This window comes from Yersinia artesiana (assembly GCF_902726545.1).
In the GTDB taxonomy this organism is placed as follows: Bacteria; Pseudomonadota; Gammaproteobacteria; order Enterobacterales; family Enterobacteriaceae; genus Yersinia; species Yersinia artesiana.
Genome location: NZ_CACVAD010000004.1, coordinates 1 through 26838 on the forward strand (window position 1 = coordinate 1; position 26838 = coordinate 26838).

Genomic DNA, 26838 nt, shown 5'->3' on the forward strand with positions numbered 1-26838 from the left:
GTCTTATTCATTATAATTTTAAATCAAATATTAAAAAACATCCTCCATAAAAATAAATTATGGAGTCATCAACCATTTATAAGGATTAGTGATAATAAATTATGGAAAATACAAATAAATCAAGAAAATACATATTAAAAAAAAGCCCTGTCGCTAAATTTGTTGCATCCGCGCTGTTTATATTAGGGAGTCATTCAGCGATAGCTAACGTGAATGGACAGATAACTCACAGAGATAATGTTAATGGCCGCAATATAGCCCTAACTAATAATGAGATAGCACAAAACTCAGTAATCAATGGAGTAGGTAGCTTAACACTCACTGATAAAGCCAAGGCAATTAATACCCAAGTTAATACAAGTAACCCTTCCGCAATTTTTCATTTAACAGATAACAGTAGTGCTAAAAATAGTAAAATCAGCCATGGTCTTATGGTGCTATCAGACCAAGCCACAGCTTTAGTGACGTTTGTTGGTCTAAAAAAAGGTGAAAAGCCTGGAGATAATAAATTACCTGGGAAAATGTATATACGTAAAGACGGAAAAGCCCAGAATACAACAATAAGTTCAGGAGGCGTCGTCCGCATCGAAAATAATGGCACAGCAGAAAACACGACTGTACTTAAAGGAGGAAAACTACTTATTACAAACGAAGGGGAAGATATAAAACTGGTTGGGACGATAATGAAAGGAGGAGAGCTGATACTAGAGAGTGATGTTACGCTTGAGGGTGAAACAAAAATCCTCCCAAATTCAACGATAAACACTGATGGTCATAAAATTAAAAATAATGGGGATCTTCACTTCGCGGGAAAGGGTAGAGAGATCACCGCCACTATAGAAGGTTCTGGCTCATTAACAATAAATAATCCAAAAGACACATTCATCTTAAAAGGAGTAAATATTGATACTAACCACAATGATTATTCATATTCCGGCTCCACAAATATAACAGCAGGACACCTTAAATTGTCACAAGCAAAATTCACTAATAGTACAATTACCGGAGAGAAAGACACAAAACTAATGTTAGAAAACAGTTTCCTCGATACTACTGTTTCAGGGGGATATATTAGTGTCGATATTGATGGGGAAAGCACATGGCATAATAGAGAGAATTCCAGTATCGGAAACCTGAATATACATGGAGGCGGGAATTTAAATCTCAGTTCTTATCCAATAAAGATAGGCGCCCTTAACATACCTGATCAACCGTTAGCTAACCAACTGACCATTAACGGAGATTATCACAGCGACGGCGGCACTCTGACTTTTTATAGCAAGCTGGCGGGGGATGACTCCGAAACTGACCGTATGATAGTTGAAGGTAATACATCGGGTCATACCAAGGTCAAAATTAATAATTTAGGCGGTGCAGGGGCGAAAACTGATTTAGGTATTCTATTAATCGAGGTTAAAGGTCAATCTGATGGTGATTTTAAACAAGTGGGCCGTAATCCCGCCGGTGCATATGAATATTTTCTCAGACGTGGTAGTGAAGTTGATAGTAGAAAGAACTGGTATATGATCAGTGATGCTCCAAGTGTTGATAAGAAACCTATGGCAGAGGAAAAGATAGAGGAGGCTATACCAAAAGTAGGTAACGAAGGAGATAAAGCCAATAAACCAAACGTTAATCCACCCACTACTGAAAAATACTCTGACAAGACAGTATATGAGTTACTAGCTACTACTATTTCAGAGATCCTAGAACATAAAGAAAAAGAGAAGACTGCATCAGCTAATGCATTTCAAACAACCGCTCCAACAACTGAAATAGAAAACGAACCAAAGAATATTTCAGTGGGTAAATCTCCTGAAGCTACAAAAAATATCTCGCCAAAAGATATTAATGTTGTGGCAACATCAAACAAACCCGCAGTCGCAGTTGAAAATAGAAAAAATATTCCGCAAAAATCCTATAAGCCCATTTATCGACCTGAAAATGGCAGTTATATTGCCAATCTCTCAATGGCAAGAAATCTATTCACTTCTGACCTGGAAAACCGCTCTGGTAACTATAAATATAAAGATGCCGCTACCGGAGAATGGCGTACCTCCAGTATGTGGATACAGACTCAGGGCGGAATAAAACAGTTTGGTAAAACCGTTGACCAACTGAATATCAAAGGAAAATACTACTCGATTCAGCTTGGCGGCGATGTTGCTCAGTGGGATATTGGCACCCAAGGCAGTGGGCGAATCGGTATGTTGGCCGGATTGGCTAAAGCAACGAATCACAGCAAATCTAACATTACAGGTTATTACTCCAATGGTTCCGTTAATGGCTATAACCTTGGTGTATATGCAACCTGGCTAACCGATCAACAAAATAAGACAGGGCTCTACATTGATACCTTAGCGCAATATAGCTGGTTTAATAATGCCGTTAACGGTCAAGAACTGGCAGAGGTAAAATATAAATCTTCCGGTTTCACCAGTTCAATAGAAAGCGGTTATACCTTTAATATTGGCAGCACTGAGCAATTGAGTTACTTCATCCAACCTAATGCAAAAATTACCTGGGTGGGAATAAATGCTCAAACTCATACTGCAACCAATAAAGACACCATCAATTATACGAATAGAGGCCAATTGATAACGCGTATTGGTGCCAAAACTTACCTGCAAACCACCAATAATTCAGATCAACAATTCATGCCATTTATTGCTGTTAACTGGCTTCACCAAAATCACAATACCGGCACACAACTTTCAGGGAAAAGTGTTGAAAACAGCAGCAAAAATAGTGCTGAACTCAAAATTGGCGTAGAAAGTAAAATTGACCAACGGCTGCATGCCTGGGCAAATATCAATCATCAGATTGGAAATTATAATACCAGCGATACTAATGCCTTGGTTGGCATAAAATACGCTTTCTGATAGCAACAAAAGATACCTGTAAATTTATTGCAGGTATCGTTCCTCTAGCAAAAGTTTACCGGTTTTGTCTAACCCAGCGGAAAACGCTATTATCACCATTAATACACACAAAACCATTGGCAGCCAGAGCACATGCATATGCAGGAACTGACCTATCTGCAAGGTTATCCAGAACACTTACAGTCTCAGGTACAGCAACTTATCAATGAACAGCGGTTAGGGAATGTATTGCGCCAGCGTTACCCGCAACCTCATGATTACAATACAGATAAAATGCTGTATCAATATACTATTGATTTAAAAAACCAATACCTGCGTAATGCCCAACCACTCAGTAAAGTAGCCTATGACAGTAAAATTCAGGTGATGAAACATGCGCTAGGGCTGCACACCGCTATCTCCCGAGTGCAAGGGGGTAAATTAAAAGCCAAAGCAGAAATCCGGGTCGCTACGGTATTTAAAAATGCCCCTGAAGCCTTTCTGAAAATGATCGTGGTGCATGAATTAGCACATTTGAAAGAGAAAGATCACAACAAAGCGTTCTATAGTTTGTGCTGCCATATGGAACCGCAATATCATCAGTTAGAGTTTGATACGCGCCTGTATCTGACACACTTGGATCTGTTTGGCACTATTTACTAGCTTTTAAAAACCAATCCGTTGATCGCGGGGCGGTTCAATGTGTTTTTCTTCGGTAGGAATGGAGTTCACTATGATTCGCTTCGCTGTTATTGGTACCAACTGGATCACCGCGCGCTTTGTTGATGCCGCCCACGAAAGTGGCAAAATGAAACTGGCGGCTGTTTACTCGCGCAAATTGGAGCAAGCTAAAGAGTTTGGTGATAATTATAACGTTACTGAATGCTTTGATAATCTTGAAGCCATGGCAGCAAGCGAGCAGATTGATGCGGTGTATATCGCCAGCCCAAACTCATTACATTACTCCCAAGCCAAATTGTTCCTCAGCCATAAAAAACACGTTATTTGCGAAAAGTCATTAGCCTCTAATTTTGCAGAAGTTGAAGCTCTGGTTACCTGTGCTCGCGAGCATGAAGTGGTGTTATTCGAAGCCTTTAAAACAGCCTATCTGCCTAACTTTATTCAATTAAAACAGTCTCTGCCGCGTGTGGGGAAATTGCGTAAAGCCTTTATCAACTTCTGCCAATATTCCTCACGTTACCAGCGCTATCTGAATGGCGAAAACCCTAATACCTTTAATCCAGCATTTTCAAATGGCTCTATCATGGATATCGGTTACTACTGCCTGGCAAGTGCTTTGGCATTATGGGGTGCGCCTAAATCCGTGCTGGCGAGCGCGAGTTTACTACCGAGTGGTGTCGATGCGCATGGTACGGTTTGCCTAAATTACGGTGATTTTGATGTGGTTATTATTCATTCAAAAGTGAGCCAATCCGATATTCCTAGTGAGATTCAGGGCGAAGATGGTTCATTAGTTATCGAAAGCATCTCTGAATGCCTGTCTGTGGCTTTTACCCCCAGAGGCAGTCACTCTCAAGATCTGACGCTACCTCAGCATATTAATACTATGCTGTATGAAGCTGAGGTTTTTGCCAATCTGGTTGAAACCAATCAGGTGGAACACGATGGCTTGCAACTGTCATTACTGACGTCACGTATCCAGACGGATATCCGCCGCCAAACAGGGGTTATCTTCCCAGCGGATTCCCAACCACCGGCGGTATAACCAAAGTCATTGGTGTTGCTGGTAAGCTGCATATATGAAGGATGTATAGTTAATATTTTGTTTCAGAGATTGACCTGTCGGCCGTTTTCCATTATTTTTGCGCGGCAAAGGGGAGTAACTTCATTGCCGGTTTGCCGTCATTACGGTGCGAAAGCACCCGGTTACCGGGCAACCTCATTAATGTACAGGTACCTGCTGGAGCTTTTACATTAATAGAGTTGTAAGTGAGACCTTGCCGGAAGGCGAGGTTTGCTTGCAGCTCAGACATAGCGGCTGGCGTCTTCCGACGTTGGCCGTTTTTGTTTTTATGAGGTTCCTTAATGATGAATACTGTAGGTACTCCCTTATTGTGGGGTTGTTTTACCGTTGTTGTGACAATTATGCTCGCCATCGACTTATTGTTGCAGGGGCGTCGTGGTTCACAAACCATGACTCTACGTCAGGCTGCCTGTTGGTCGCTGGTGTGGGTGAGTCTGTCTTTGCTATTTAACGCCGGTTTCTGGTGGTATCTGACCGAAACTATGGGCCGCGAAATTGCTGATAAGCAAGCGCTGGCCTTTCTGACCGGCTATCTGATTGAAAAAGCACTCGCTGTCGATAACGTTTTCGTCTGGCTGATGCTATTTAGCTATTTTGCTGTTCCTGCCAATTTGCAGCGCCGAGTGCTGATTTATGGTGTTTTAGGTGCGATCGTGCTGCGTACTATCATGATCTTCGCCGGAAGCTGGTTAGTATCGCAATTTAGTTGGATTTTGTACCTGTTTGGTGCGTTCCTCCTGTTTACCGGTATCAAAATGGCATTGGCGAAGGAAGACAGTACACCGATCGGCGAGAAGCCGCTGGTACGCTGGATTCGTAATCACCTGCGCATGACTGACGAGTTACATGGCGACCGCTTTACTGTGCGCAAAAATGGCCTGCTCTATGCCACGCCATTAGTATTGGTATTAATTCTGGTTGAACTGAGCGATGTGATTTTTGCCGTCGACAGTATCCCGGCTATCTTCGCAGTTACCACCGATCCCTTTATTGTTTTGACCTCTAACCTGTTTGCGATTTTGGGCCTGCGCGCCATGTATTTCTTGCTAGCAAATGTGGCTGAGCGTTTCTCCATGTTGAAATATGGCTTGTCCGTCATTTTGGTCTTTATCGGTGTCAAAATGATGATTATCGATTTGTTCCATATCCCTATTGGCATTTCATTAGGGGTGGTAGCAGGTATTCTTGCCCTAACATTGTTAATTAATACGTGGGTAAATCATCGTGCAGATAAGCGTTTTGCAGCAGATAATACTACCGATAAATAGTTAGCATCACGATACAATATATTATGTGGGGCAGCCTCTGCCCCGCATTTATCTCGCTTATTTCGCCAGCAACCAAACGTTATTGCCATCACACAAATGTAAACAAAATGTTATGCAAATTTGATCTGCATTGGATTTTGCTGATTGTTTCTTTCCTGCGCAACAGATTCCCTTATACTATCAAAGCAAACACACCCAGTTACAAATAATACAAAGTTACAGGTGTGAAAACTCTACCCCAAATAATTCGAGTTGTAGGAAGGCGGCAACTGAGTGCATCCCGATGAGCTTACTTAGGTAAGTGATTCGGGTAAGCGAGGGCAGCCAACGCGCATACAGCTTGAAGTATGACGGGTATCAGTGCGTGGCCCCGTTCCGGCTCATGCGCTAATTAACTAAAGATTGGGAAGAGGTATCACTGGAAACTATGGAAAAAACACAGTCTGGCTTTATCGGATTTATTCTCCGCGGCAGTTTGGTTAAACAGATTCTGGTCGGGTTGATTGCCGGGATTATTTTAGCGCTGCTATCAACTCAGGCCGCATTGGCCGTGGGTTTACTGGGTACATTGTTCGTCGGCGCACTAAAAGCGGTCGCCCCCGTTCTGGTGTTAATGCTGGTTATGGCCTCTATCGCGAACCATAAGCAAGGTCAAAAAACCAGTATCCGCCCTATTCTGTTTTTATATCTGTTGGGCACATTCTCAGCAGCCCTGATTGCGGTTGCTGTTAGCTTTATGTTCCCATCCACTTTGGTATTAGCCACCCAGAATTCGGATATCGCCGCTCCGGGCGGGATTGTGGAAGTAATGAAAGGCTTGCTCAATAGCGTGATAGCAAACCCAATCCATGCGCTGCTGAATGCGAACTATATTGGTATTCTGGCCTGGGCTGTTGGTCTGGGAGTTGCTCTACGTCACGCGGCAGATACTACCAAGGCATTGATTAATGATATGTCTGATGCCGTCACTGTGGTGGTACGTGTGGTTATCCGCTTTGCACCATTAGGTATTTTTGGTCTGGTGGCATCCACGATGGCCGAAACCGGCTTTGGCGTATTGCTGGGCTATGCACAACTGCTGGTGGTATTGATTGGCTGTATGTTACTAGTCGCATTAGTGGTCAACCCACTGATTGTTTACTGGAAAATCCGCCGCAATCCCTATCCACTGGTCTTCGCCTGCCTGCGCGAAAGTGGCGTTACCGCTTTCTTTACCCGCAGCTCAGCCGCGAATATTCCCGTGAATATGGAAATGTGTAAGAAGATGAACCTGAATGAAGATACCTATTCTGTCTCCATTCCATTAGGTGCCACCATCAATATGGCGGGTGCTGCTATCACGATTACCGTGTTAACACTGGCAGCCGTTCATACCTTAGGTATCGCCGTGGATTTGCCAACCGCGCTGTTATTAAGTGTGGTGGCTGCAATCTGCGCCTGTGGAGCATCCGGTGTTGCCGGTGGCTCATTGCTGTTGATCCCACTGGCTTGCGGCATGTTTGGTATTCCCAATGAAATCGCGATGCAAGTGGTCGCGGTTGGCTTCATTATCGGCGTATTGCAGGATTCAGCTGAAACTGCGCTGAACTCGTCAACTGACGTTATTTTTACCGCTGCCGCCTGTCAGGCAGATGATGCCAGATTAGCAAATCCAGATCCGCTGGCGAGCCGTAAATCAGCCTGAAGCACATTATCGAGATAACTATCGGGGGCAATTTGGCCCCCGTTTCTTATTATTTTGCAGCTTTATTTTCGACGAGAAAAGGGTCTATCCCTTGCCGTTGCAGGCGATAAAAACGAATAATATTAAAGCCGTTAAGCAGCAAGAAACTGCCCTCAATCAATGAACCGCCGATCGAACCCAGCCAGACGTTATGAATAACCCAACAAACGGTGGATACCCACATCACGCAGCGGGTTGTCAGGCCTGTGGTGCGAAATATCGCCCAGGTGCTGATAACGGTGCCAAAAATTGGCAAGATCTCGACTGCATGTTGCATACGCCAGAGACCAAAAGCCAATATCAGAATAATAAACACCAACATAGCAATACTGCTGCGGGTCTTAGCCGCGACCAGATTTCGTAGCGCATTCAGCATAGCGCTGCTACCGGCAGCACTGGCTCCCATCAGGAAGAAATGGCAGCCAATAATGGCACTGTAAGCAGAAAGTTGCAGCCTGAAACGCCGCTCATCGCGGTTGAAGAACATGGTAATGCCGACAAAAAATGCCAGCACGCCAACGGCTTGAGCAAACCAATAGAAAGTCATGAAGGGATAATCCTGGTGTACGGTAACCGTACAAATTAATAAGCAAACGGCACTCCCCTTCGTGCTTGAAGTCGCAGGAACTCGCTACCTGCGACTTCAATACCTTGGGCAGAGTGTCTTATCCATAAAAAATAAAACACCGTTTCATATTAATCAAAAGGCACAATATTTACAAGGTGACACCGCTTTTAAAGATTGCCAGTTCACGGAAGTCATTGACTTCATTGCGCGCGGGTTTGCCATTGGCAATGTCGACAATCAAATCAATAAACTCTGTCAGCAAATCATCCATTGACGTACCGTGAATCAACTTACCGGCATCGAAATCAATCCAATGGGGCTTTTTAGCGGCCAGTTCACTGTTAGTTGCCAGTTTCACTGTCGGCACAAAACCGCCATAAGGTGTACCACGTCCAGTACTGAACAACACCATATGACAACCAGCACCCGCTAAGGCACTGGTGGCGACTGCATCATTACCCGGCGCACTGAGTAAATTCAGTCCTGGGCGCTGTAAACGCTCACCATACTTCAATACGTCAACCACTTTGCTCTGGCCCGCTTTTTGGGTGCAACCCAGCGATTTTTCTTCCAGCGTCGTGATACCACCGGCTTTATTGCCCGGTGATGGGTTTTCATAAATCGGCTGGTTGTGCGCAATAAAGTACTGTTTGAAGTCATTGACCATGCTGACAGTCTTTTCAAACGTCGCTTCATCACGGCAGCGGCTCATCAGAATCCGCTCAGCGCCGAACATTTCCGGCACTTCGGTCAGAACAGAGGTTCCGCCATTGGCAATCACATAGTCGGAGAAGCGGCCCAGTAATGGGTTAGCGGTGATACCTGATAGCCCATCAGACCCCCCACATTCCAGACCAAATTTGAGTTCACTCAATTTACCCGCAACCCGTTGATCATTGCGCATCACCTGATACAAAGCATGCAGATGCTCAAGACCAGCTTCAACTTCATCATCCTGTTGCTGACAGACCATAAAGTGCACGCGATCTTCATCCACCGGCCCCAACGTGGTTTGGAAAACGTCTACCTGATTGTTTTCGCAGCCCAAACCAATGACCAGCACTGCGCCAGCATTGGGATGACGCACCATGTTTTGCAGCATGGTGCGGGTATTTTCGTGGTCCTGACCCAGTTGTGAGCAACCGAATGGATGACTGAACAGATAGACCCCATCAATACCTTCAGCGTCTTGTGTTTCTTTCAGAAAACGTTGTTGGATCTGACGGGCGATCCCATTCACGCAACCTACCGTTGGAATAATCCACAGTTCGTTGCGAATACCCACATCGCCATTGGCCCGGCGATAGATCTGCACCTCGCGATCCGCCATTTGTGGTGGTAACTCACTGAATTCTGGCTGATATTGATACTCATCCAGATCACTGAGGTTAGTTTTAGCATTTTGTGAATGAATATGTTCGCCGGGCTGGATCAGGGTTAATGCATGGCCGATCGGCAAACCATACTTCACGATCATTTGCCCAGGCTCAATGGTCGTTAAAGCAAATTTATGACCACGCGCTACTGGTTGAGCCAATTTAACACTGAATTCTCCAATTTCGAGAACATCATCAGCGGCTAAATCTTGCAGTGCGACAGCGACATTATCCAACGGGTGAATTTTTATAATATTTTGCATAGTTAAACCTTTAGCTGTACGCCGCAACCGCAGCTCTCATACCGCTGTCAATGATGGTTTGTAGTTGTTCTGTTACTTGATTTGCCAGTTGTGGTACCGCAGTCAGATCCTGCCCCCAATGGGCGGTATCAGAAAGCACGGTATTCACCAATTCAGCCAGCTTGATATCACCGTGTTTTACACCATTCCACAGGGTGGAATAACGTTCCAACCAGTGAGCATCATCCTGCAACGGGTAAGTTTGACCATCACGTTCACCACGATAAAAGGCAATCAGAGCGGCCAGTGCAAAAGTCAGGCGTGGCGGCAACTTGCCTTGCTGCTGCTGATAAGTTAGCAATTGCGGCAAAATGCGGGTGCGGAATTTGGTCATGCCATTCAAGGCAATAGACAACAACTGATGCTGAATGAACGGGTTACGGAAACGGCTCAATACTGCCTGAGAGAATGACAACAGCTCGTCTTCCGGTAAATCCAGAACCGGGACAATCTCTTCGGTAATGGTTTTTTCGACAAAGCTGCTGATTTGCGCGTCATTCATCGTCTGACCAACAGTGTCCAGCCCAGCCAAATAAGCCACCGGCACCAGCGCAGTGTGCGCGCCGTTCAGAATCGCAACTTTGCGTTCTTTATAAGGTTTGATGTCATCGACGATACGCACATTCAGGTCTAACTTATCAAGACGAAGTTCTTGTGCTAATTCTTTTGGCCCTTGGATAACAAACAGATAGAAGTATTCAGCGGTATCCAGGAAGCTGTCTTGATAGCCCAATTCGGCTTGCAGTGCTGCCACTTCATCACGCGGGTAACCTGTCACAATGCGGTCAACCAATGTCGAGCAGAAGGTATTGTTTTCAGTCAACCACTGCGTGAATGCCGCAGGCAGCTGCCAATGGCTGGCATAGCGCAGAACTAATTCACGCAGTGCTTCACCATTATAATCAATCAGTTCGCAAGGCAGCAGCACCCAACCTTTATCCGCCGCACCGGAGAAATGCTCAAAACGTTCGAACAGTAAACGGGTCAATTTAGCTGGGAAAGAGCTTGGCGGCGCATCGCTGAATTGATCCGCTTCATTCCAGGCAATACCGGCTTCGGTGGTATTTGAGAACATAAAGCGGATATTAGGATCACGCGCCAGCGCCAAATATTCATCAAACTGGCGGTAAATATTGATTTCACGGTTAACCGAACGGATCAGGCGGGATTCACGCACCGCTTCGCCTTGTTCGTTCAGACCGCGGATCACCGCAGTATACAGGCCATCCTGAGTGCTGAGTGATGGTGGAAAATCGGTGTCGATCGGGCGGATCACCACGATCCCGGCATTCAGATCGGTGTGCTCATTCAGTAAATCAATCTGCCAGTCAACAAAGGCTCGCAGGAAGTTACCTTCACCGAATTGAATGATTTTGTCGGGGTGGCTACGGCCAGGAAAGTCACGACGGTTCAAAGTTTGCATCAGGATTCACCTCATAACGCATACAGCCGGGCGTTAAATAAACAACGAGTTAATATTATGCGGGGCTGATATTCAGCCCCGAGATTATTGTTAGATATTTATCACTGAAACAGCTCAGCGATTACAGTTCGATGGCGAAATATTGCTTAGCGTTATCAAAGCAGATGTTTTTCACCATAGAACCCAGCAGTTCAATATCTGCCGGAGCTTCGCCATCCTCGACCCAACGGCCAATCATTTGGCACAGAATGCGACGGAAGTATTCATGGCGGGTATAAGACAAGAAGCTGCGGCTATCTGTCAGCATGCCAACAAAGCGGCTTAGCAGACCAAGCTGTGCCAGTTGAGTCATTTGACGTTGCATGCCATCTTTTTGGTCATTGAACCACCAGCCAGAGCCAAACTGCATTTTCCCGGCTGCACCTTCGCCCTGGAAGTTGCCCACCATGGTGCCGATCACTTCGTTATCTCGTGGGTTCAGGCAGTAAAGGATGGTTTTCGGCAGCGCATTACGCAGACCTTGTGCATCCAACAGGCGAGATAACGGCTGCGCCAATGGCTGGTCATTGATGGAGTCAAAGCCGATATCCGGCCCGACCAGGTTGAACATGCGGCTGTTATTATTGCGCAGTGCACCGATGTGATACTGCTGCACCCATTCACGGCGGTGATATTCGCCAGACAGGAAGAGCAACACGGCGGTTTTGAACTGTGCGGCTTCTTCAATGCTTGGCTGGTTACCCGCCAGGCGGCGAGCAAGGATGCCGTCCAGAGTCGCTTCATCTGCTTCACCGTAAACCACCACATCCAGCGCATGATCAGATACTTTGCAACCGTGAGCGGCAAAGTGATCCATACGTTTATTCAGCGCGGTACACAAATCGGCAAAGCGACTAATTGACGTGTCAGCGGCAGCTTCCAGGCGCTGCATATAGTCGTTGAAACCTGCGGCTTCAATATTGAAGGCTTTATCCGGACGCCAGCTTGGTAAGACTTTGATATTGAAACTGCCGTCAGCGGCAATCGCTTTATGGTGGCGCAGATCATCAATCGGGTCATCAGTAGTACCGACCATTTTGACATTCATCTGCTGCATGATTCCGCGCGCAGAGAAGCTGTCCTGAGCCAGCAGTTCGTTTCCGCGCTGCCAGATTTCGTCAGCGGTGGTTGGGGACAATAACTTACCTGTAATACCAAACGGACGGCGTAATTCAAGATGCGTCCAATGGTAGAGCGGGTTACCAATAGTATGAGGAACCGTTGCCGCCCAAGCATCAAACTTCTCGCGATCACTCGCATCACCGGTACAGAAACGCTCAGCCACACCATTAGTGCGCATCGCACGCCATTTATAGTGGTCACCTTTCAACCAGATGTCATACATATTCTTAAAGCGGTAGTTTTCTGCAATCTGTTCTGGGGGTAAATGGCAGTGATAATCATAGATCGGCTGATCTTTTGCATAGTCATGATAGAGACGACGGGCAAATTCGGTGTCGAGCAAAAAGTCTTCGGTCAAAAACTGCGCCATATTAGGTTCCTCACTTGAGTACATCTAGAGTACTGCTTTCTGTTATCGCGAAGTTATCACACCAATTTCATCTATCGTCCAGTATTTTTTGTAGATAGAGATCGCAAAAATCTAACAAAAAGAACAAATACCCAACATTTATAGTCCATTTAGTCCCTTGCGGCACTAAGTCTGCTGGGTTCTATTATTCCCTAATTGAAAAGTGGTTTTTGTGATATCACTCAACTTTTAAATCTGTATGACAAGTTATTGTTGCGTCGCCATCAGTCATCTCATGCGTATTGTTCATCAAACACACTGATTTGACCTAAATGGAAATATCGAAGAGTGAGCGTCGTACCAGCACTACGGTCGCAAACAAAAGAAGGGATAGCCGAATAGTTGAAGTTGGCACAGCACGGCCAGCCTCAATTCAATAAGAAGAGCCAGGTACCACCGCGATGTCGGATTGGACCAAATTGCGCCATGAAACGTCACGACAGGCGGCGTTTCATGGCAGTAATCTAAGACTGGGAGAAAGTTATAAATGATGCGTAAAATTAAAGGCTTACGCTGGTACATGATCGCGTTGGTCACCGTTGGCACCATATTAGGTTACCTAACCCGTAACGCTATTGCCGTTGCCGCACCAACGTTGCAAGAGCAGCTACATATCACCACTCAGCAATATTCTTATATTATTGCCGCTTATTCAGCCGCTTACACTCTGATGCAACCGGTAGCCGGTTATATTCTGGATGTGATGGGGACGAAAGTCGGCTATGCCATGTTTGCCGTTATGTGGGCTATATTCTGTATGAGTACCGCATTAGCCAGTAGCTGGGGTGGTTTAGCGATCGCTCGTGGTGCTGTGGGTGCAGCAGAAGCGGCGATGATCCCAGCGGGTCTGAAAGCGACCAGTGAATGGTTCCCGGCAAAAGAACGTTCCATTGCTGTTGGCTATTTCAACGTAGGTTCTTCTATCGGCGGCATGATTGCACCACCATTAGTGGTGTGGGCTATCGTGATGCATAGCTGGCAGATGGCATTTATTATTACCGGTGTGCTCAGCCTGATTTGGGCCATTGCCTGGTTAATCCTGTACAAACACCCGAAAGATCAGAAAAAACTGTCTGATGAAGAACGTGAGTACATCCTGAGTGGTCAGGAAGCGCAGCACTCTACTGCAAACTCCAAAAAGATGTCTGCAATGCAGATTATCCGTAACCGCCAGTTCTGGGGTATCGCCATCCCACGTTTCCTGGCAGAACCTGCCTGGGGGACATTCAACGCGTGGATCCCACTGTTCATGTTCAAAGCTTATGGCTTTAACCTGAAAGAAATCGCCATGTTTGCCTGGATGCCAATGCTGTTTGCCGATCTGGGCTGCATTCTGGGTGGTTACCTGCCGCCTCTGTTCCAGAAATACCTAAAAGTTAACCTGATTGTTTCCCGTAAGTTGGTGGTAACAATGGGTGGTCTGTTAATGATTGGGCCGGGGACTATTGGCCTGTTCACCAGCCCTTATGCCGCTATCGCCCTATTGTGTGTTGGGGGTTTTGCTCACCAATCACTGTCTGGCGCGCTAATTACATTATCGTCTGATGTCTTTGGTCGTAACGAAGTTGCCACCGCCAATGGCTTGACGGGTATGGCGGCCTGGACTGCCAGTACGCTGTTTGCTCTGGTGGTAGGTGCTTTGGCGGATACCATGGGCTTCAGCCCACTGTTTGCCGCACTGGCAGTATTTGATGTGTTGGCAGTGGTGGTTATCTGGACGGTGCTGCAAAACCGCCCGGCAGCCGAACCGGCTATCGATCCGGTACAACAAACACCAGCCGGACAGAACTAATTCAAACCTCGATTTAAAGCGATAAACATCACCCGCCCGGTAAAATCTGCCGGGCTTTTTTATACCCGCACCGCCCTCTTTTACCGCACATTTTCCATCATAACTGTGATAGCAATAACTAGAACCCAATAGGGATAAGTGGTATAACAAGTCCCATTATATCTCCTTCGGGATATCATGCCTTCCAGACAAAATGAGCCGCAAAATTTGCGGCCTCAATTGATCCAAGAGCCTTAATCATGGAATTCACAGAAACCAGACGGTTGTACCAGCAGTTAGCCGCAGAGTTAAAGCAGCGCATCGAAGCCGGTGTTTATCCGGTGGGCGATAAATTGCCCGCAGAACGCTACATTTCCGAAGAAATGAATGTCAGCCGCACCGTGGTTCGTGAAGCGATTATCATGCTGGAAGTGGAAGGTTACGTAGAAGTGCGCAAAGGCTCCGGCATCCATGTGATGTCGAATAAACAAAAGCACTTGGTTATGCCAAACCAGGGTATTGAATTCGCCACCGCAGGCCCTTTTGAGCTGTTACAAGCACGCCAATTGATCGAAAGTAACATAGCCGAATTTGCGGCCACGCAAGTGACGCGACAAGATATCGTGCAATTAATCGAGATCCAAAAACATGCGCGGCAAGAGGATCGTTTTCGCGACTCGCAGTGGGATTTGAAATTCCATGTACAGGTAGCGCTGGCGACGCAAAACACCGCTATGGCAACAATTGTCGAGAAGATGTGGAGCCAGCGGGTACATAACCCTTACTGGATCAAACTGCATGAGCATATCGATGATAAGTCGATCGAGAGTTGGTGCGAAGATCACGACAGGATCCTTGAAGCTCTGATGCGTAAAGATCCTTACGCCAGCAAGCTTGCCATGTGGCAACATCTGGAAAATACCAAGCAGATGCTGTTCCGTGCAACCACCGATGATTTCGAGTTTAATGTCGACCGCTACCTCTTCACAGAAAATCCGGTTGTTCACCTTGATATCCCCAGTGTTGCCAATAGCGTTGCTAATAGCAAAAACTGACTTCTAGCCTATAAAGCGATAACCCGCAGGGGGAGAAACTGCCCCTCTTCTTTCTCCTCCCTGCAAGATTAAGCCGCTTTAAGGTCAGCCAATGTCGAGTTCTGTCAGCAAACGTCAGTGTTATACCTGTTTTTTAACTATTGCTTAAAAAACACTCAATTAGCCTCTATATTTCCCTGTTTCATATCCCGCGATTTTGCTAAAGTGGCAGCACTTTTTTATTCGGATGTTTTGGGAGCGAAACGCAAAAATATGCGCTGGTTGTTTGCTCTGTTTATTGCAGTGTCTGGCTGGGTCAGTTCGGCTTCCGGCAACTTGCTATCGCCCACGCATCCCGTATCAGGTATAGCGTCATCTGCACCTGACTGTCACTATGTCAGTGGCGCGTCGTCATCCGTAAATGTATTTTCGTCAGATCTGCGTCTGCAAAAAAAAGCCTTTTATTCTCAATTACGTCTAATGGGTATGCCCGCCAAAAAAACCGCCATAAAAAATCGGTTGGGTACGCTTAAATTTGCCGGTCCAGTTAATCCTTCGCTCGTCAACAACATCTGGCATGGCACATATCTGGCTATGTCTCGCAGTCATCGTGCGGATGAGATCTATAAACAGCCGCGGCAGTCACAGCCTCTGCTGAATTATTCCAATTGGATATTCTATGCATCGACACAGCAAAATCGTGTGGGTGGCTGGAAAGAGAGCAATACTCAATATAGCGGGATGCTTACCTACCACATTATGGCGTGATGCTTTCTCTGTTTTCGTAATACGTGGGCATCGCAACAAGAAGTAAATTTACCTCAAGATATCAGCGAATTGGTTTGCTCTGGTTCATTTATCATAACCATCGCTAAAACACGAAAAACCATCAGATACTTTTGTGATCGTGTTTATATCCATAACGATGCATACAACAAACAATGACGTTTTAGGAATACCAGATGGATATCATTAAAGAACTCTTACATGCTTTATGGGCACAAGACTACGAGACACTGGCAAACCCGTCGTTAGTATGGGCCATCTACATCCTGCTATTTGTGATACTTTTTCTGGAAAATGGCTTGCTCCCGGCAGCCTTTTTACCTGGCGATAGCCTGTTAATTCTGGTGGGTGTACTGATTGCGAAAGGTGCCATGAGTTTCCCGGTAACACTGGTGGTATTAACTACCGCAGCCAGTCTGGGTTGCTGGGTCAGCTATATTCAAGGGCGATGGCTGGGGAATACAAAAGTGGTGCAAGGGTGGCTATCCCACCTGCCCGCTCATTACCACCAGCGCGCTCATAACCTGTTCCACCGCCATGGGTTATCCGCGCTGTTAGTCGGGCGTTTCCTGGCATTCGTGCGCACCTTACTGCCAACAATTGCTGGCCTTTCCGGCCTGAACAATGCCCGTTTTCAATTCTTTAACTGGATGAGTGGTTTCCTGTGGGTGTTAATCTTAACCACCATGGGCTTCGCTTTTGGCAAAACACCGGTTTTCCTGAAATACGAAGACGAAGTGATGTTTGTCCTAATGTTGCTACCTCTGGCACTACTGGTGATCGGCTTGTTTGGTTCTCTCTATGTGCTTTGGCGCAAGAAAAATGCCACTCCAGTGAATGATAACAATGACAAAGGTAAGTCAGAGTGATTAACCTCCGTGGCCGTTTTGGCCGCCCAGTCTGGCACTATCTTATCCTGCCGGTGACCTTGTTGTTGCTGGCAGCACTGCTGTTTACGCCCATTATTATGCGCACAGAAAGCGCGCTAAAAATTCGCCCTAATCAGCAGGGGCTGTCATTACCTGATGGGTTCTCGCTATACCAGCACCTTGATCAGCGGGGGATTCGTATCAAAAGCATCACTCCAGAGAATGACAGTTTGGTAGTGAGTCTTGAGTCTCCGGAACAGCAACAAGAAGCGATTACAGCTTTACAAGATATCCTGCCAAGCGGTTATGTCATTGTCTCCAGTGAGTCAAAGAAACGTCAGCGTTTATTGCCCGCATTCAGAAATAACTTACAAAGTGTAGGGTAATCTGCATCATGGGGAGTTATCTCCCCGTCATTTGATCTTCGTTATTACCAATTTATCCCCGTCATACTTCAAACTGCATGTGCGTTGGCTACGCTCGTTACTCGGCCCGTCCATGGGCCTCGCCTCTGTGAGGCCGCTGCAAACAGCGTTCAAATCGGTTCCCGACCGATTTGTCACCCGAATCACTTACTCATGTAAGCTCATCGGGATTCATTCGCTTGCCGCCTTCCTGCAATTCGAATTATTTAGGGGATATCCTGCTGATATATGATTAATCTATAAAAAATCCTGTAGTAAACTTGGGTATCATATAATTCAGCGCTATGCTTAGTCATTCACGGCAACCTATTTCACCCCGATTCTTGTTGTAAAAGGAAGCAATACCATGTTGTTACGTACCGTTTTTTCCCTACGGGCCTTTCTCCTGCTGGTATTACCGATGATTGCATTTGGCAGTATCGCCCAGACAAATGAATGCGATACCAAAGCCAAAGAGATCCAACAGCAGATTGATTATGCCAAACAACATGGCAATACCCGTCGCGCCGCAGGTCTGGAAACGGCCTTGCAACAAGTTAAGAATAATTGCACGGTTGAAAGTCTGGAAGCCGACCGTCAGAGCAAAATTAAAGAGAAGCAGCACAAAGTCGCTGAGCGTAAGGAAGAACTAAAAGAGGCTCAGCAAAAAGGTGATGCTGATAAAATTACCAAACAACAGAAGAAGTTAACGGAGGCGCAAGCTGAGTTAAAGCAAGCTCAGGCACAGAAGTAGCGACTCCGGGTTTGCATACAGACACAGTGAATCATTTGGGAATTATTAGGATGATTAACCTATCAACTTCCAAAGAAATTCACTAGATTAGATATTCATCTCAGTTATGTTAAGGAGCTATTACATGCCACAAGATAAAACCTCTGAACATTTGCGCGCTGAACTTAAGTCACTTGCGGATACTTTGGAAGAAGTGCTGCAATCTTCGACCGATAAGCCGAAAGCTGAGTTAGATAAGCTGCGGGCCAAAGCGGAAAGCGCGTTGAAAGATACTCGTGAACGTCTGAGCGAAACGGGCGATAGAATCGCCGCCCAAACCAAAGAAATTGCTGATAAAGCTGACAACTATGTCCATGACAACCCTTGGGCTGGCGTAGGCATCGGTGCTGCTGTTGGCGTGGTGTTAGGCGTTCTATTGTCTCGCCGCTGATTATGGCTGAACTTCCTCAAACTCAGGGCCCCGGTAAAGGGGTCCTCGATACTGTCCACCGCATCGCCACCATCGTGGTTGGCATGGTTGAAACCCGTGTTCGACTAGCAGCTATTGAGCTGGAAGAAGAAAAAGCAACACTGATTCAGTTGCTGATGATGGCCGGGATTACCCTGCTGTTGACTGCTTTCGGCTTGATGAGTCTGCTGGTGTTGGTGATATGGGCAATTGATCCTGCTTATCGCTTAGTTGCGTTAGGGTCGACAACGGCAGTGCTCTTAGCACTGGCGATAATTGGTGTTATCTGGACACTCACCAAAGCGCGCCGTTCCACCCTGCTGGGGTCAACCCGCAAGCAACTGGAAACTGATCGCGAATTATTGGAGAAAGAGCGTTGAGTCGCCGTCAATTAGCACAGGAAAAGGCCGCATTGTTACGGGAGATCCAGCAACAACGTCTGGATCTCGCTAACAGCGCCGCGCATTGGATTGAAGTCACCGCACCTTATGATCGTGGCTGGGCGAAAATCGTCAGTATGCGAAAATATTTGATGGTGGGTTCAAGCCTGGTGGCGCTATATGGCATCCGCCATCCCAGTAAGTTAATCCGCTGGTCGCGCAGAGCGGTCAGTGCATGGGGTGCTATCCGATTGTTTCGCAGTACTTTTTTATTACGTTGATCCCCATTCTACTGTACTGTACTGACCAGCAGCCATTATCTTATGTTTGATAAAACCAGTCTATAATTCAGCCTGCTAGCAGTATCTTTCCCTATAAGCAGGCTTTTATATTCTGTCACTTCAATTTTTTTGATAAAAAACGACAGTTTTACTTGCTAACAACTTATCAACTTCTCGACTAACATTCTCTCATCAAGTCAGGGCGTTTGCAGAAATACACCGGCAAACAATCATATATATATTTTTTGATTAAAAATTAACGCCAGCAGATGCCAGGCATTAATACAAAACACTTTTTGGAGAAGTCGTCGATGAACAAATTACAAGATACTGGCCTGTTGGTAGCACGCATTTTGATGCCAATTCTGTTTATTGTTGCCGGTTACGGCAAAATGGGTGATGCCTATGCCGGGACCCAACAATATATGCAAGCAATGGGTGTCCCTGGTTTCTTCCTGCCACTGACTATCCTGTTGGAATTTGGTGGTGGTTTGGCCATTCTGTTTGGTTTCCTGACTCGCACCACCGCACTGTTCACTGCCGGTTTCACCATTCTGACCGCACTGATTTTTCACACTAACTTTGCGGAAGGTGTTAACCAACTGATGTTCATGAAAAACCTGACCATCGCTGGCGGTTACATTGTCTTAGCAGTTGCTGGCCCTGGTGGTTTCAGTATCGACCGCCTGCTGGGTAAGAAGTGGTAACACTGCTTTTACCCAAAGCACACTTAAGCAATTACGCCCTATCATTAGATAGGGCGCATTTTTTAGAGAGGAACATGAGATGGGACAACTTGTAGACGGCATTTGGAAAGACATCTGGTATGACACCAAATCTACCGGTGGTCACTTCAAGCGCAGTACCTCACAGTTCCGCAATTGGGTCACGGCTGATGGCCAGGCTGGGCCGCAGGGCAAAGCCGGTTTTACAGCCGAAGCAGACCGCTACCATTTGTATGTTTCTCTCGCCTGCCCGTGGGCACACCGCACTTTGCTGTTACGCACTCTGAAAGGCCTGGAGTCACTGATTTCGGTTTCCGTGGTGCATCCGCTGATGAAAGAGCATGGTTGGACATTCGGTGATGATTTCCCCGCCGCCACCGGCGACTCGCTGTATCACCTTGATTACCTTTATCAACTCTATTTGCGTGCTGACCCTCACTATAGCGGGCGCGTCACCGTCCCGGTGTTATGGGACAAACAGCAGCAAACTGTTGTTAGTAATGAGTCAGCCGATATTATTCGTATGTTCAATAGTGCGTTTGATGGCGTAGGTGCCAGAGCCGGGGATTATTATCCACCCGCATTACGCCGCGATATTGATGACATCAATGGGTGGGTCTACGATCAGGTCAACAATGGCGTGTATAAAGCGGGCTTTGCTACCACCCAACAAGCCTATGACGAAGCTGTCAATACCCTGTTTGATGCTCTGGCGAAGCTGGAACAGATTCTGGGGAAACAGCGTTATCTGACCGGTGATCAACTTACCGAAGCTGATTTGCGTTTATGGACCACACTGGTGCGTTTTGATCCCGTGTATGTCACACATTTTAAGTGTGATAAGCATCGGATCAGCGATTATTTAAATTTGTATGGTTTCCTGCGTGATATTTACCAGATGCCGGGCATTGCCGAAACAGTAGATTTTGCTCATATCCGCAATCACTATTATCGCAGCCACGGCACTATAAATCCTTATGGGATTATCTCCATCGGCCCACAGCAAGATCTGCTGGAACCGCATGGCCGAGATACCCGTTTTGCTTAGTTAACCGGTTAACGCACAGTAGCCGTTTATTTATTCATAAAGAGTTTAGGGATCTCGCGCAGACACCACGACTTAGCCTCCCCCATACTGTCACGTCGCCAGGCCATAATGATATCGGCCTCGCGGCTGTATTCTGGCCCGACAACCCGTAAGCGCCCCGCTTCAATATCTTTCTCGACCATTTCATACGGCATGGTCGCCACACCTAGACCGGCCAACAATGCCCGCCGTTTATCTTCGATGGTGCTCACCGTCAACCGCTGCTGTTTATCCAGCAATTGCACGGTCAACACCGGCCGTTCACGAGCAGTATCGGCTACAGCAACACCCCGGTATTTCACCCGTGTTAACTCTGACAGTGGCTCTGGCTCCAGATGGATGGGATGGTCAGGGCTGGCCACATAAACGCTGGTGACTTTGTACAATTTGCGGCTGTTAATTTCCGAAGATGCGCGAAAATGCATGTCTGGCGCAATCACAATATCCGCCCGCCCTTGCTCCAGCCGTTCCCAGGCACCTGCCAATACTTCAGTAAAAATAGAGACTTGTGTGTTCGCCTTCTGCGCCAGTCGGTCAACCAGCGGGAACAGTTTCCATGCCGGAGACAAAGCTTCACTGACGATAGTGATATGGGTTTCCCAACCACGCGCCAATGCCTCAGCATCGGTGGTCAGCTTATCGGCAGCTTCCAGCAGCACCCGACCGCGATCCAACAGCATACGCCCTACATTGGTAAACTTGGTGCGATGCCCGGAGCGGTCGAACAGCACCACATCCAACTCTTCTTCGAGTTTTTGCATGGTGTAGCTCAACGCCGAAGGTACACGCCCCAATTCATCGGCAGCCGCAGCAAAACTGCCACGGCGGTCAATGGCATCCATCACTCTCAACGCTTCTAACGTTAGCGCCCGATCTTTGCCCATCGTTTTCTCAATCAGGAAATTTGAATATAGTGACCAGATTAACTGGCTAACAATCTGGCGTCCAGACGCTTACCATTTGTTTATCGATTAATATCAGGAAAGAGCGATCATTGTCATGATTACATGCAGAACAGCAAAACAGTGCGGGCAAGCTGACTTTGGTTGGCTCCAGGCGCGCTATACCTTTTCATTCGGCCACTATTTTGATCCGAAATTATTAGGCTACGCTTCACTGCGTGTGCTGAATCAGGAAGTTCTCGCGCCGGGTGCATCATTCCAGCCGCGAACTTATCCACGGGTTGATATTCTGAATATCATCCTACAAGGTGAGGCAGAATATCGGGATAGCTTAGGTAACCATGCGCGCGGCAAAACTGGCGATGTCCTGTTATTTTCTACCCAGCCGGGTGTGAGCTATAGCGAGCATAACCTCAGTGCAGACAAACCATTAACGCGAATTCAGTTATGGCTCAATGCTTGCCCCGAGCAAGAAAGTCAATCGGCTCAGCAGCTTTCACTATGTACCCAACCATTAAGGCTATTGGCTTCCCCTGACGGTGAAAAAGGCAGCCTGAAGCTGCGCCAGCAAGTGTGGATTCATCATTTGGATTTGGCCGTAGGTGAACAATATACGATTGATTTGCACGGCCCGAGGGCTTATCTGCAATCTATTCACGGAACCGTGGAAGTGGCAGGCCCGCAAGTGAGCGAAGCTCAGCGTTTGACCTGTGGTGATGGCGCTTTTGTGCAAGAGGAACAGCATTTAGTGATTAAAGCACAAACCCCCCTGCGGGCATTGCTGATTGATTTACCAGAATGACCGGGTATTCGCCCGGTCAATTTTAAATGCCGCAGTAGTATTTATATCTATCAGCAATGAGCTACTTACGCTTTCAATGACGCCATATCAATCACAAAGCGGTATTTCACATCACTTTTCAGCATACGTTCGTAGGCATGATTAATGTCCTGAATATTAATCATTTCGATATCTGAAGCAATGCCGTGCTGCGCGCAGAAATCCAACATTTCCTGGGTCTCCGCAATACCGCCGATGCATGAACCCGCCACCGAACGCCGTCCCAAAATCATCGGCAAAGTGCTCACCATCGGGCTGATATCCCCCAGGAAACCGACAAACACCAATGTGCCATTAATATTCAGTGTCGGCATATAGGGGTTGATATCATGCACATAAGGCACAGTATCAATAATCAAATCAAACTGCCCTTTGGCCGCAGCCATTTGTGCATCATCGGTCGATAAAACAATATGATGAGCGCCCAAACGACGAGCATCCGCCTCTTTGTTAGGTGAGCGGGTAAAGAGAGTCACGTCAGCACCGAGCGCATTAGCCAGTTTCAAAGCCATATGACCCAATCCGCCCAGCCCCACTACGGCCACTTTACTACCTTTACCCACCTTCCAGTGGCGCAATGGTGACCAGGTGGTGATGCCAGCACACAACAGTGGTGCAGCCGCTTTCAGATCCAGGCCAGCGGGCATCTTCAACACAAAATCTTGTGATGCCACAATAGCTTGTGAATAGCCGCCATAGGTTGGGGTATGGTCATGGCGGTCAATGCCATTGTAGGTCTGAACATTCCCTTCTTCGCAATACTGCTCTAACCCCTGTTGACAGGGTTGGCAGTGTCGACAGGAATCTACCATACAGCCAATACCAGCAAAATCGCCGACTTTGAACTTAGTGACATCCTTACCCACTGCGGTGACGCGCCCAACCACTTCATGACCGGGAACAATAGGATAGGTACTAAATCCCCAGTCATTACGCGCCTGATGCAGGTCAGAATGGCAAACGCCGCAGTAGAGCACCTCCATCACCACATCATCTGGTCGAGGAGCACGACGGGTAAACTCAAAGGGTGCCAGAGGCACTTTTGCTGACGTGGCAGCATAACCGAGTACTTTCATTGTCATGGTGTATCTCCGGTATCATAAACACTGTGATTTGCAGCTCAATAAACCTTGGTAAACTGTATAACTGTAGACGCTACGAGCCATTTCACCGTGATTCCTGAGGGAGTTCAGGTGACAGATCAAAGTCCGGTCAGTTTTTCCAGTGCTTCAGGGTAGCGCTCCCCGGTTAATGTCACTTTTGCAGCAGCACTGTCAATTTGCTGAAGGTCTGCGGCAGTCAGCTCAAGGTTGGCAGCAGCGATATTTTCTTCCAGCCGATTGAGCTTGCGTGTTCCTGGAATCGGCACGATCCACGGTTTTTTCGCCAGTAACCAGGCCAAGGCGATTTGCGCCGGTGTCGCACCTTTTTGCTGTGCCACATCTTGAAGCAAAGTTATCAGCCCCTGATTCGCTTTTAAGGCCTCCGGCGTGAAGCGCGGCAGCGAGCGACGGAAATCATCACTGGCAAACTCGGTGGTTTCCGTCATTTTACCGGTCAAATAACCTTTACCCAGCGGGCTGTAAGGCACCAGGCCAATACCTAATTCTTCCAGCGTGGGGATAATTTCCAGCTCTGGTTTCCGCCACCACAATGAATATTCACTCTGTAGCGCGGTGACTGGCTGAACCGCATGAGCACGGCGAATCGTTGCCGCCCCCGCCTCGGACAAACCAAAGTGTTTAACTTTACCTTCTTTAATTAAGTCTTGTACCGCGCCAGCCACATCTTCGATCGGCACATTCGGATCAACACGATGTTGATAGAACAAGTCAATAACATCAGTTTTCAAGCGCTTAAGAGAGGCTTCCGCGACTTTCTTGATATGTTCAGGTCGGCTATTCAAACCTACCCATCTTGGCCCACCATTTGGATCGGCCTGAAAACCAAATTTGGTCGCAATTACCACTTTATCGCGCAAGGGAGCCAGCGCCTCACCCAATAATTCTTCATTGGTATAAGGCCCATAAACCTCGGCGGTATCAAAGAATGTCACACCAAGATCTACTGCTTTGCGTAGCAATGAAATCATTTCCTGTTTATCTGTTGCCGGGCCATAACCAAAACTCATTCCCATGCAACCTAAACCCATTGCTGACACTTCCAGATTACTGCGACCCAATCTGCGCTTTTGCATTGTTTTACCCCTGTCAGTTGTTATTTACCATCACAAGGCATTCACCAAATGAATATCGGTTGCAGAAAAGGTAGCAAATGCCTGAATGGAGTATTAGAGGGGTAAATGCGCATGAGTATATGAATATTATTCATAAATTGAGCTACACTCGAAAGTCTCAGTGCTAACAGGCAGAAACCATGATGCTAAAAGAGAATTTCAACGATTTAATTTCATTTCTTATGGTTGCCAGAGAGCGTAGCTTTACTAAGGCTGCGGCAAAACTGGGAGTTTCCCAATCCGCGTTGAGCCACTCGATTCGCGGGTTGGAGGAGCGCCTTGAGCTGCGCTTGCTGACCCGTACTACTCGGAGTGTTGCCCCGACGGAAGCTGGCGAAAAACTGGCAAATAGCCTCGAACCCCGTTTTGCAGAAATTGAGAGCGAGCTGAATGCGCTAAGTGAGATGCGGGCGCGCCCTGCGGGAAATATTCGTATCACTGCCGGTGAACATGCCGTTGATTCAGTGCTCTGGCCAGTATTGAAATCCTTCCTCACCGAATACCCTGATATTAATGTAGAAATCACGGTCGACAATACCTTAACCGATATTGTAACAGGCCGTTTTGACGCGGGCATCCGCTTGGGAGAGCAGGTCGCAAAAGACATGGTTGCCGTGCGGATTGGGCCGGATATGAGTATGGCGGTGGTCGGTTCCCCCTCTTATTTGGCTAAATATGGTATCCCCACCACGCCAGCAGATTTACAAAACCATCGCTGTATCAATATGCGCCTGCCAACTATGGGTGGCCTGTATGCGTGGGAGTTTGAAAAAGAAGGGCGTGAGTTAAAAGTACGTGTTGATGGTCAGCTAACTTTCAATAGCATACGACAACGTATTGATGCCGCCATCATCGGCTTTGGTCTGACAATGGCACCGGAAGATGCCGTGAAAGCGGAAATTGCTAGCGGCAACTTGATTCGCGTACTGGAAGAGTGGTGCGAGCCTTTCCCCGGTTACTATCTTTATTACCCCAGCCGCAGGCAACATACCACCGCATTTTCGTTACTCGTCGACGCCTTGCGTTATCAGCGCTAAATCCAAACAAAAACCCCGCCGAAGCGGGGTTTTGCGGAATGAGTGGAGTTGACCGGTAAGCCGGGTTCTGTCGTGGACAGTCATTCCTCTAGGCCAGCAATCGCTCACTGGCTCAAGCAGCCTACCCGGGTTCAGTACGGGCCGTACCATGTGAACCCCTATTTGGCCTTGCTCCGGGTGGAGTTTACCGTGCCACGGACTGTTGCCAGCCGCGCGGTGCGCTCTTACCGCACCCTTTCACCCTTACCTGATCCCACTTGCGTGGGCCATCGGCGGTTTGCTCTCTGTTGCACTTGTCGTAGGCTTGCGCCTCCCAGGCGTTACCTGGCACCCTGCCCTATGGAGCCCGGACTTTCCTCCCCTTCACCTGTCTCCCCCGAAAGGGACGGCAGCGAAGCGGCGACTGTCTGGTCAACTCCGCGGCGGA

General features: G+C 47.2%; 26 protein-coding genes and 1 other RNA gene. 18 read left to right on the forward strand and 9 right to left on the reverse strand.

What is annotated here, in order from left to right:
* Positions 1–101: 101 nt before the first annotated feature.
* The 3 genes from HU019_RS01580 (at position 102) to HU019_RS01590 (ending at position 4587) form a co-directional block, all read left to right on the forward strand.
* Positions 102–2882 (forward strand): autotransporter outer membrane beta-barrel domain-containing protein, encoded by a 2781-nt coding sequence (locus HU019_RS01580; protein WP_174848945.1) that lies wholly within the window; start codon positions 102–104, stop codon positions 2880–2882.
* 138 nt (positions 2883–3020) lie between these two features.
* Positions 3021–3524: a M48 metallopeptidase family protein gene (locus HU019_RS01585; RefSeq protein WP_174848944.1), complete on the forward strand. Its 504-nt coding sequence runs from the start codon at positions 3021–3023 to the stop codon at positions 3522–3524.
* Between the two features lie 70 nt (positions 3525–3594).
* Positions 3595–4587 (forward strand): Gfo/Idh/MocA family protein, encoded by a 993-nt coding sequence (locus HU019_RS01590; RefSeq protein WP_174848943.1) that lies wholly within the window; start codon positions 3595–3597, stop codon positions 4585–4587.
* Positions 4588–4678: 91 nt separating this feature from the next.
* On the opposite strand, the gene HU019_RS01595 is transcribed toward HU019_RS01590, so the two are convergent.
* Positions 4679–4855 (reverse strand): hypothetical protein, encoded by a 177-nt coding sequence (locus tag HU019_RS01595; RefSeq protein ID WP_174848941.1) that lies wholly within the window; start codon positions 4853–4855, stop codon positions 4679–4681.
* Positions 4856–4907: 52 nt separating this feature from the next.
* Here HU019_RS01595 and HU019_RS01600 point away from each other — a divergent pair, with 52 nt between their 5' ends.
* Complete coding sequence (locus HU019_RS01600; protein ID WP_320407034.1) at positions 4908–5894, forward strand: TerC family protein; 987 nt, start codon at positions 4908–4910, stop codon at positions 5892–5894.
* A 427-nt stretch (positions 5895–6321) separates the two neighbouring features.
* On the forward strand, positions 6322–7578 hold the full coding sequence (gene sstT, locus HU019_RS01605) for a serine/threonine transporter SstT (protein ID WP_174848939.1): 1257 nt from the start codon (positions 6322–6324) through the stop codon (positions 7576–7578).
* Positions 7579–7627: 49 nt separating this feature from the next.
* Here the strand turns inward: sstT and HU019_RS01610 are convergent, their stop codons facing one another.
* From HU019_RS01610 to uxaC, 4 genes are all read right to left on the reverse strand, one after another.
* Positions 7628–8164 (reverse strand): YgjV family protein, encoded by a 537-nt coding sequence (locus HU019_RS01610; RefSeq protein WP_174848937.1) that lies wholly within the window; start codon positions 8162–8164, stop codon positions 7628–7630.
* A gap of 169 nt (positions 8165–8333) precedes the next feature.
* On the reverse strand, positions 8334–9824 hold the full coding sequence (locus tag HU019_RS01615; RefSeq protein WP_174848936.1) for a UxaA family hydrolase: 1491 nt from the start codon (positions 9822–9824) through the stop codon (positions 8334–8336).
* A 10-nt stretch (positions 9825–9834) separates the two neighbouring features.
* Positions 9835–11286: a tagaturonate reductase gene (locus tag HU019_RS01620; protein ID WP_174848934.1), complete on the reverse strand. Its 1452-nt coding sequence runs from the start codon at positions 11284–11286 to the stop codon at positions 9835–9837.
* Between the two features lie 121 nt (positions 11287–11407).
* Positions 11408–12817, reverse strand: a complete 1410-nt coding sequence (uxaC, locus tag HU019_RS01625) for a glucuronate isomerase (protein WP_174848932.1) — start codon at positions 12815–12817, stop codon at positions 11408–11410.
* Positions 12818–13343: 526 nt separating this feature from the next.
* Here uxaC and HU019_RS01630 point away from each other — a divergent pair.
* The 11 genes from HU019_RS01630 (at position 13344) to HU019_RS01680 (ending at position 21356) form a co-directional block, all read left to right on the forward strand.
* Entirely contained in the window at positions 13344–14648 is a 1305-nt protein-coding gene (locus HU019_RS01630) for an MFS transporter (RefSeq protein ID WP_072081802.1), read from the forward strand.
* Between the two features lie 239 nt (positions 14649–14887).
* Positions 14888–15682, forward strand: a complete 795-nt coding sequence (exuR, locus tag HU019_RS01635) for a transcriptional regulator ExuR (RefSeq protein WP_174848930.1) — start codon at positions 14888–14890, stop codon at positions 15680–15682.
* A 252-nt stretch (positions 15683–15934) separates the two neighbouring features.
* Positions 15935–16429 carry a hypothetical protein gene (locus HU019_RS01640; RefSeq protein ID WP_174848962.1) on the forward strand — a complete coding sequence of 165 codons (495 nt, stop codon included), beginning with the start codon at positions 15935–15937 and terminating at the stop codon, positions 16427–16429.
* 194 nt (positions 16430–16623) lie between these two features.
* Positions 16624–17316 carry a DedA family protein gene (locus tag HU019_RS01645; RefSeq protein WP_174848928.1) on the forward strand — a complete coding sequence of 231 codons (693 nt, stop codon included), beginning with the start codon at positions 16624–16626 and terminating at the stop codon, positions 17314–17316.
* Positions 17313–17702: an EnvZ/OmpR regulon moderator MzrA gene (mzrA, locus tag HU019_RS01650; protein WP_174848926.1), complete on the forward strand. Its 390-nt coding sequence runs from the start codon at positions 17313–17315 to the stop codon at positions 17700–17702. Before HU019_RS01645 ends, mzrA begins: the two co-directional genes overlap by 4 nt.
* 385 nt (positions 17703–18087) lie before the next feature.
* Positions 18088–18474, forward strand: coding sequence for a DUF1090 domain-containing protein (locus HU019_RS01655; protein ID WP_174848924.1), 387 nt, complete (start codon positions 18088–18090; stop codon positions 18472–18474).
* Between the two features lie 124 nt (positions 18475–18598).
* Positions 18599–18904, forward strand: coding sequence for an ElaB/YgaM/YqjD family protein (locus HU019_RS01660; protein ID WP_005164648.1), 306 nt, complete (start codon positions 18599–18601; stop codon positions 18902–18904).
* A 2-nt stretch (positions 18905–18906) separates the two neighbouring features.
* Complete coding sequence (locus tag HU019_RS01665) at positions 18907–19302, forward strand: phage holin family protein (RefSeq protein WP_174848923.1); 396 nt, start codon at positions 18907–18909, stop codon at positions 19300–19302.
* On the forward strand, positions 19299–19583 hold the full coding sequence (locus HU019_RS01670) for a YqjK-like family protein (RefSeq protein WP_005174201.1): 285 nt from the start codon (positions 19299–19301) through the stop codon (positions 19581–19583). Before HU019_RS01665 ends, HU019_RS01670 begins: the two co-directional genes overlap by 4 nt.
* A 311-nt stretch (positions 19584–19894) precedes the next feature.
* The gene (locus HU019_RS01675; RefSeq protein WP_004391987.1) at positions 19895–20290 is read left to right on the forward strand and encodes a DoxX family protein; all 396 of its coding nucleotides are present in this window, start codon (positions 19895–19897) and stop codon (positions 20288–20290) included.
* A 79-nt stretch (positions 20291–20369) separates the two neighbouring features.
* Positions 20370–21356 carry a glutathione S-transferase family protein gene (locus HU019_RS01680; protein WP_174848921.1) on the forward strand — a complete coding sequence of 329 codons (987 nt, stop codon included), beginning with the start codon at positions 20370–20372 and terminating at the stop codon, positions 21354–21356.
* Between the two features lie 26 nt (positions 21357–21382).
* On the opposite strand, the gene HU019_RS01685 is transcribed toward HU019_RS01680, so the two are convergent.
* Positions 21383–22279 carry a LysR family transcriptional regulator gene (locus tag HU019_RS01685; RefSeq protein ID WP_174848919.1) on the reverse strand — a complete coding sequence of 299 codons (897 nt, stop codon included), beginning with the start codon at positions 22277–22279 and terminating at the stop codon, positions 21383–21385.
* A gap of 115 nt (positions 22280–22394) precedes the next feature.
* Between HU019_RS01685 and HU019_RS01690 the strand changes: the two genes are divergently transcribed.
* Positions 22395–23099: a pirin family protein gene (locus HU019_RS01690; protein ID WP_174848917.1), complete on the forward strand. Its 705-nt coding sequence runs from the start codon at positions 22395–22397 to the stop codon at positions 23097–23099.
* Positions 23100–23164: 65 nt separating this feature from the next.
* On the opposite strand, the gene HU019_RS01695 is transcribed toward HU019_RS01690, so the two are convergent.
* Together HU019_RS01695 and HU019_RS01700 are read right to left on the reverse strand one after the other, a co-directional pair.
* Positions 23165–24220, reverse strand: coding sequence for an NAD(P)-dependent alcohol dehydrogenase (locus tag HU019_RS01695; protein WP_320407036.1), 1056 nt, complete (start codon positions 24218–24220; stop codon positions 23165–23167).
* A gap of 119 nt (positions 24221–24339) precedes the next feature.
* Positions 24340–25335: an aldo/keto reductase gene (locus HU019_RS01700; protein ID WP_174848915.1), complete on the reverse strand. Its 996-nt coding sequence runs from the start codon at positions 25333–25335 to the stop codon at positions 24340–24342.
* A 182-nt stretch (positions 25336–25517) separates the two neighbouring features.
* On the opposite strand from HU019_RS01700, the gene HU019_RS01705 reads away from it, so the two are divergent.
* Positions 25518–26411 (forward strand): LysR substrate-binding domain-containing protein, encoded by an 894-nt coding sequence (locus HU019_RS01705; RefSeq protein WP_174848960.1) that lies wholly within the window; start codon positions 25518–25520, stop codon positions 26409–26411.
* A 40-nt stretch (positions 26412–26451) separates the two neighbouring features.
* Here HU019_RS01705 and rnpB read toward each other — a convergent pair.
* An RNA gene (gene rnpB, locus HU019_RS01710) (RNase P RNA component class A) lies at positions 26452–26830 on the reverse strand.
* Positions 26831–26838 lie beyond the last annotated feature (8 nt).

Coding starts and splice junctions, on each gene's coding strand:
- HU019_RS01655 (WP_174848924.1), top strand. CDS start 18,088: ATGTTGTTACGTACCGTTTTTTCCCTACGGGCCTTTCTCCTGCTGGTA.
- HU019_RS01610 (WP_174848937.1), bottom strand. CDS start 8,164: ATGACTTTCTATTGGTTTGCTCAAGCCGTTGGCGTGCTGGCATTTTTT.
- HU019_RS01630 (WP_072081802.1), top strand. CDS start 13,344: ATGATGCGTAAAATTAAAGGCTTACGCTGGTACATGATCGCGTTGGTC.
- HU019_RS01685 (WP_174848919.1), bottom strand. CDS start 22,279: ATGGGCAAAGATCGGGCGCTAACGTTAGAAGCGTTGAGAGTGATGGAT.
- HU019_RS01660 (WP_005164648.1), top strand. CDS start 18,599: ATGCCACAAGATAAAACCTCTGAACATTTGCGCGCTGAACTTAAGTCA.
- HU019_RS01675 (WP_004391987.1), top strand. CDS start 19,895: ATGAACAAATTACAAGATACTGGCCTGTTGGTAGCACGCATTTTGATG.
- HU019_RS01665 (WP_174848923.1), top strand. CDS start 18,907: ATGGCTGAACTTCCTCAAACTCAGGGCCCCGGTAAAGGGGTCCTCGAT.
- uxaC (WP_174848932.1), bottom strand. CDS start 12,817: ATGGCGCAGTTTTTGACCGAAGACTTTTTGCTCGACACCGAATTTGCC.
- exuR (WP_174848930.1), top strand. CDS start 14,888: ATGGAATTCACAGAAACCAGACGGTTGTACCAGCAGTTAGCCGCAGAG.
- HU019_RS01700 (WP_174848915.1), bottom strand. CDS start 25,335: ATGCAAAAGCGCAGATTGGGTCGCAGTAATCTGGAAGTGTCAGCAATG.
- HU019_RS01690 (WP_174848917.1), top strand. CDS start 22,395: ATGATTACATGCAGAACAGCAAAACAGTGCGGGCAAGCTGACTTTGGT.
- HU019_RS01680 (WP_174848921.1), top strand. CDS start 20,370: ATGGGACAACTTGTAGACGGCATTTGGAAAGACATCTGGTATGACACC.
- HU019_RS01615 (WP_174848936.1), bottom strand. CDS start 9,824: ATGCAAAATATTATAAAAATTCACCCGTTGGATAATGTCGCTGTCGCA.
- HU019_RS01640 (WP_174848962.1), top strand. CDS start 15,935: ATGCGCTGGTTGTTTGCTCTGTTTATTGCAGTGTCTGGCTGGGTCAGT.
- HU019_RS01695 (WP_320407036.1), bottom strand. CDS start 24,220: ATGACAATGAAAGTACTCGGTTATGCTGCCACGTCAGCAAAAGTGCCT.
- HU019_RS01585 (WP_174848944.1), top strand. CDS start 3,021: ATGCAGGAACTGACCTATCTGCAAGGTTATCCAGAACACTTACAGTCT.
- HU019_RS01595 (WP_174848941.1), bottom strand. CDS start 4,855: ATGTCTGAGCTGCAAGCAAACCTCGCCTTCCGGCAAGGTCTCACTTAC.
- HU019_RS01705 (WP_174848960.1), top strand. CDS start 25,518: ATGCTAAAAGAGAATTTCAACGATTTAATTTCATTTCTTATGGTTGCC.
- HU019_RS01590 (WP_174848943.1), top strand. CDS start 3,595: ATGATTCGCTTCGCTGTTATTGGTACCAACTGGATCACCGCGCGCTTT.
- HU019_RS01600 (WP_320407034.1), top strand. CDS start 4,908: ATGATGAATACTGTAGGTACTCCCTTATTGTGGGGTTGTTTTACCGTT.
- HU019_RS01580 (WP_174848945.1), top strand. CDS start 102: ATGGAAAATACAAATAAATCAAGAAAATACATATTAAAAAAAAGCCCT.
- HU019_RS01645 (WP_174848928.1), top strand. CDS start 16,624: ATGGATATCATTAAAGAACTCTTACATGCTTTATGGGCACAAGACTAC.
- sstT (WP_174848939.1), top strand. CDS start 6,322: ATGGAAAAAACACAGTCTGGCTTTATCGGATTTATTCTCCGCGGCAGT.
- HU019_RS01620 (WP_174848934.1), bottom strand. CDS start 11,286: ATGCAAACTTTGAACCGTCGTGACTTTCCTGGCCGTAGCCACCCCGAC.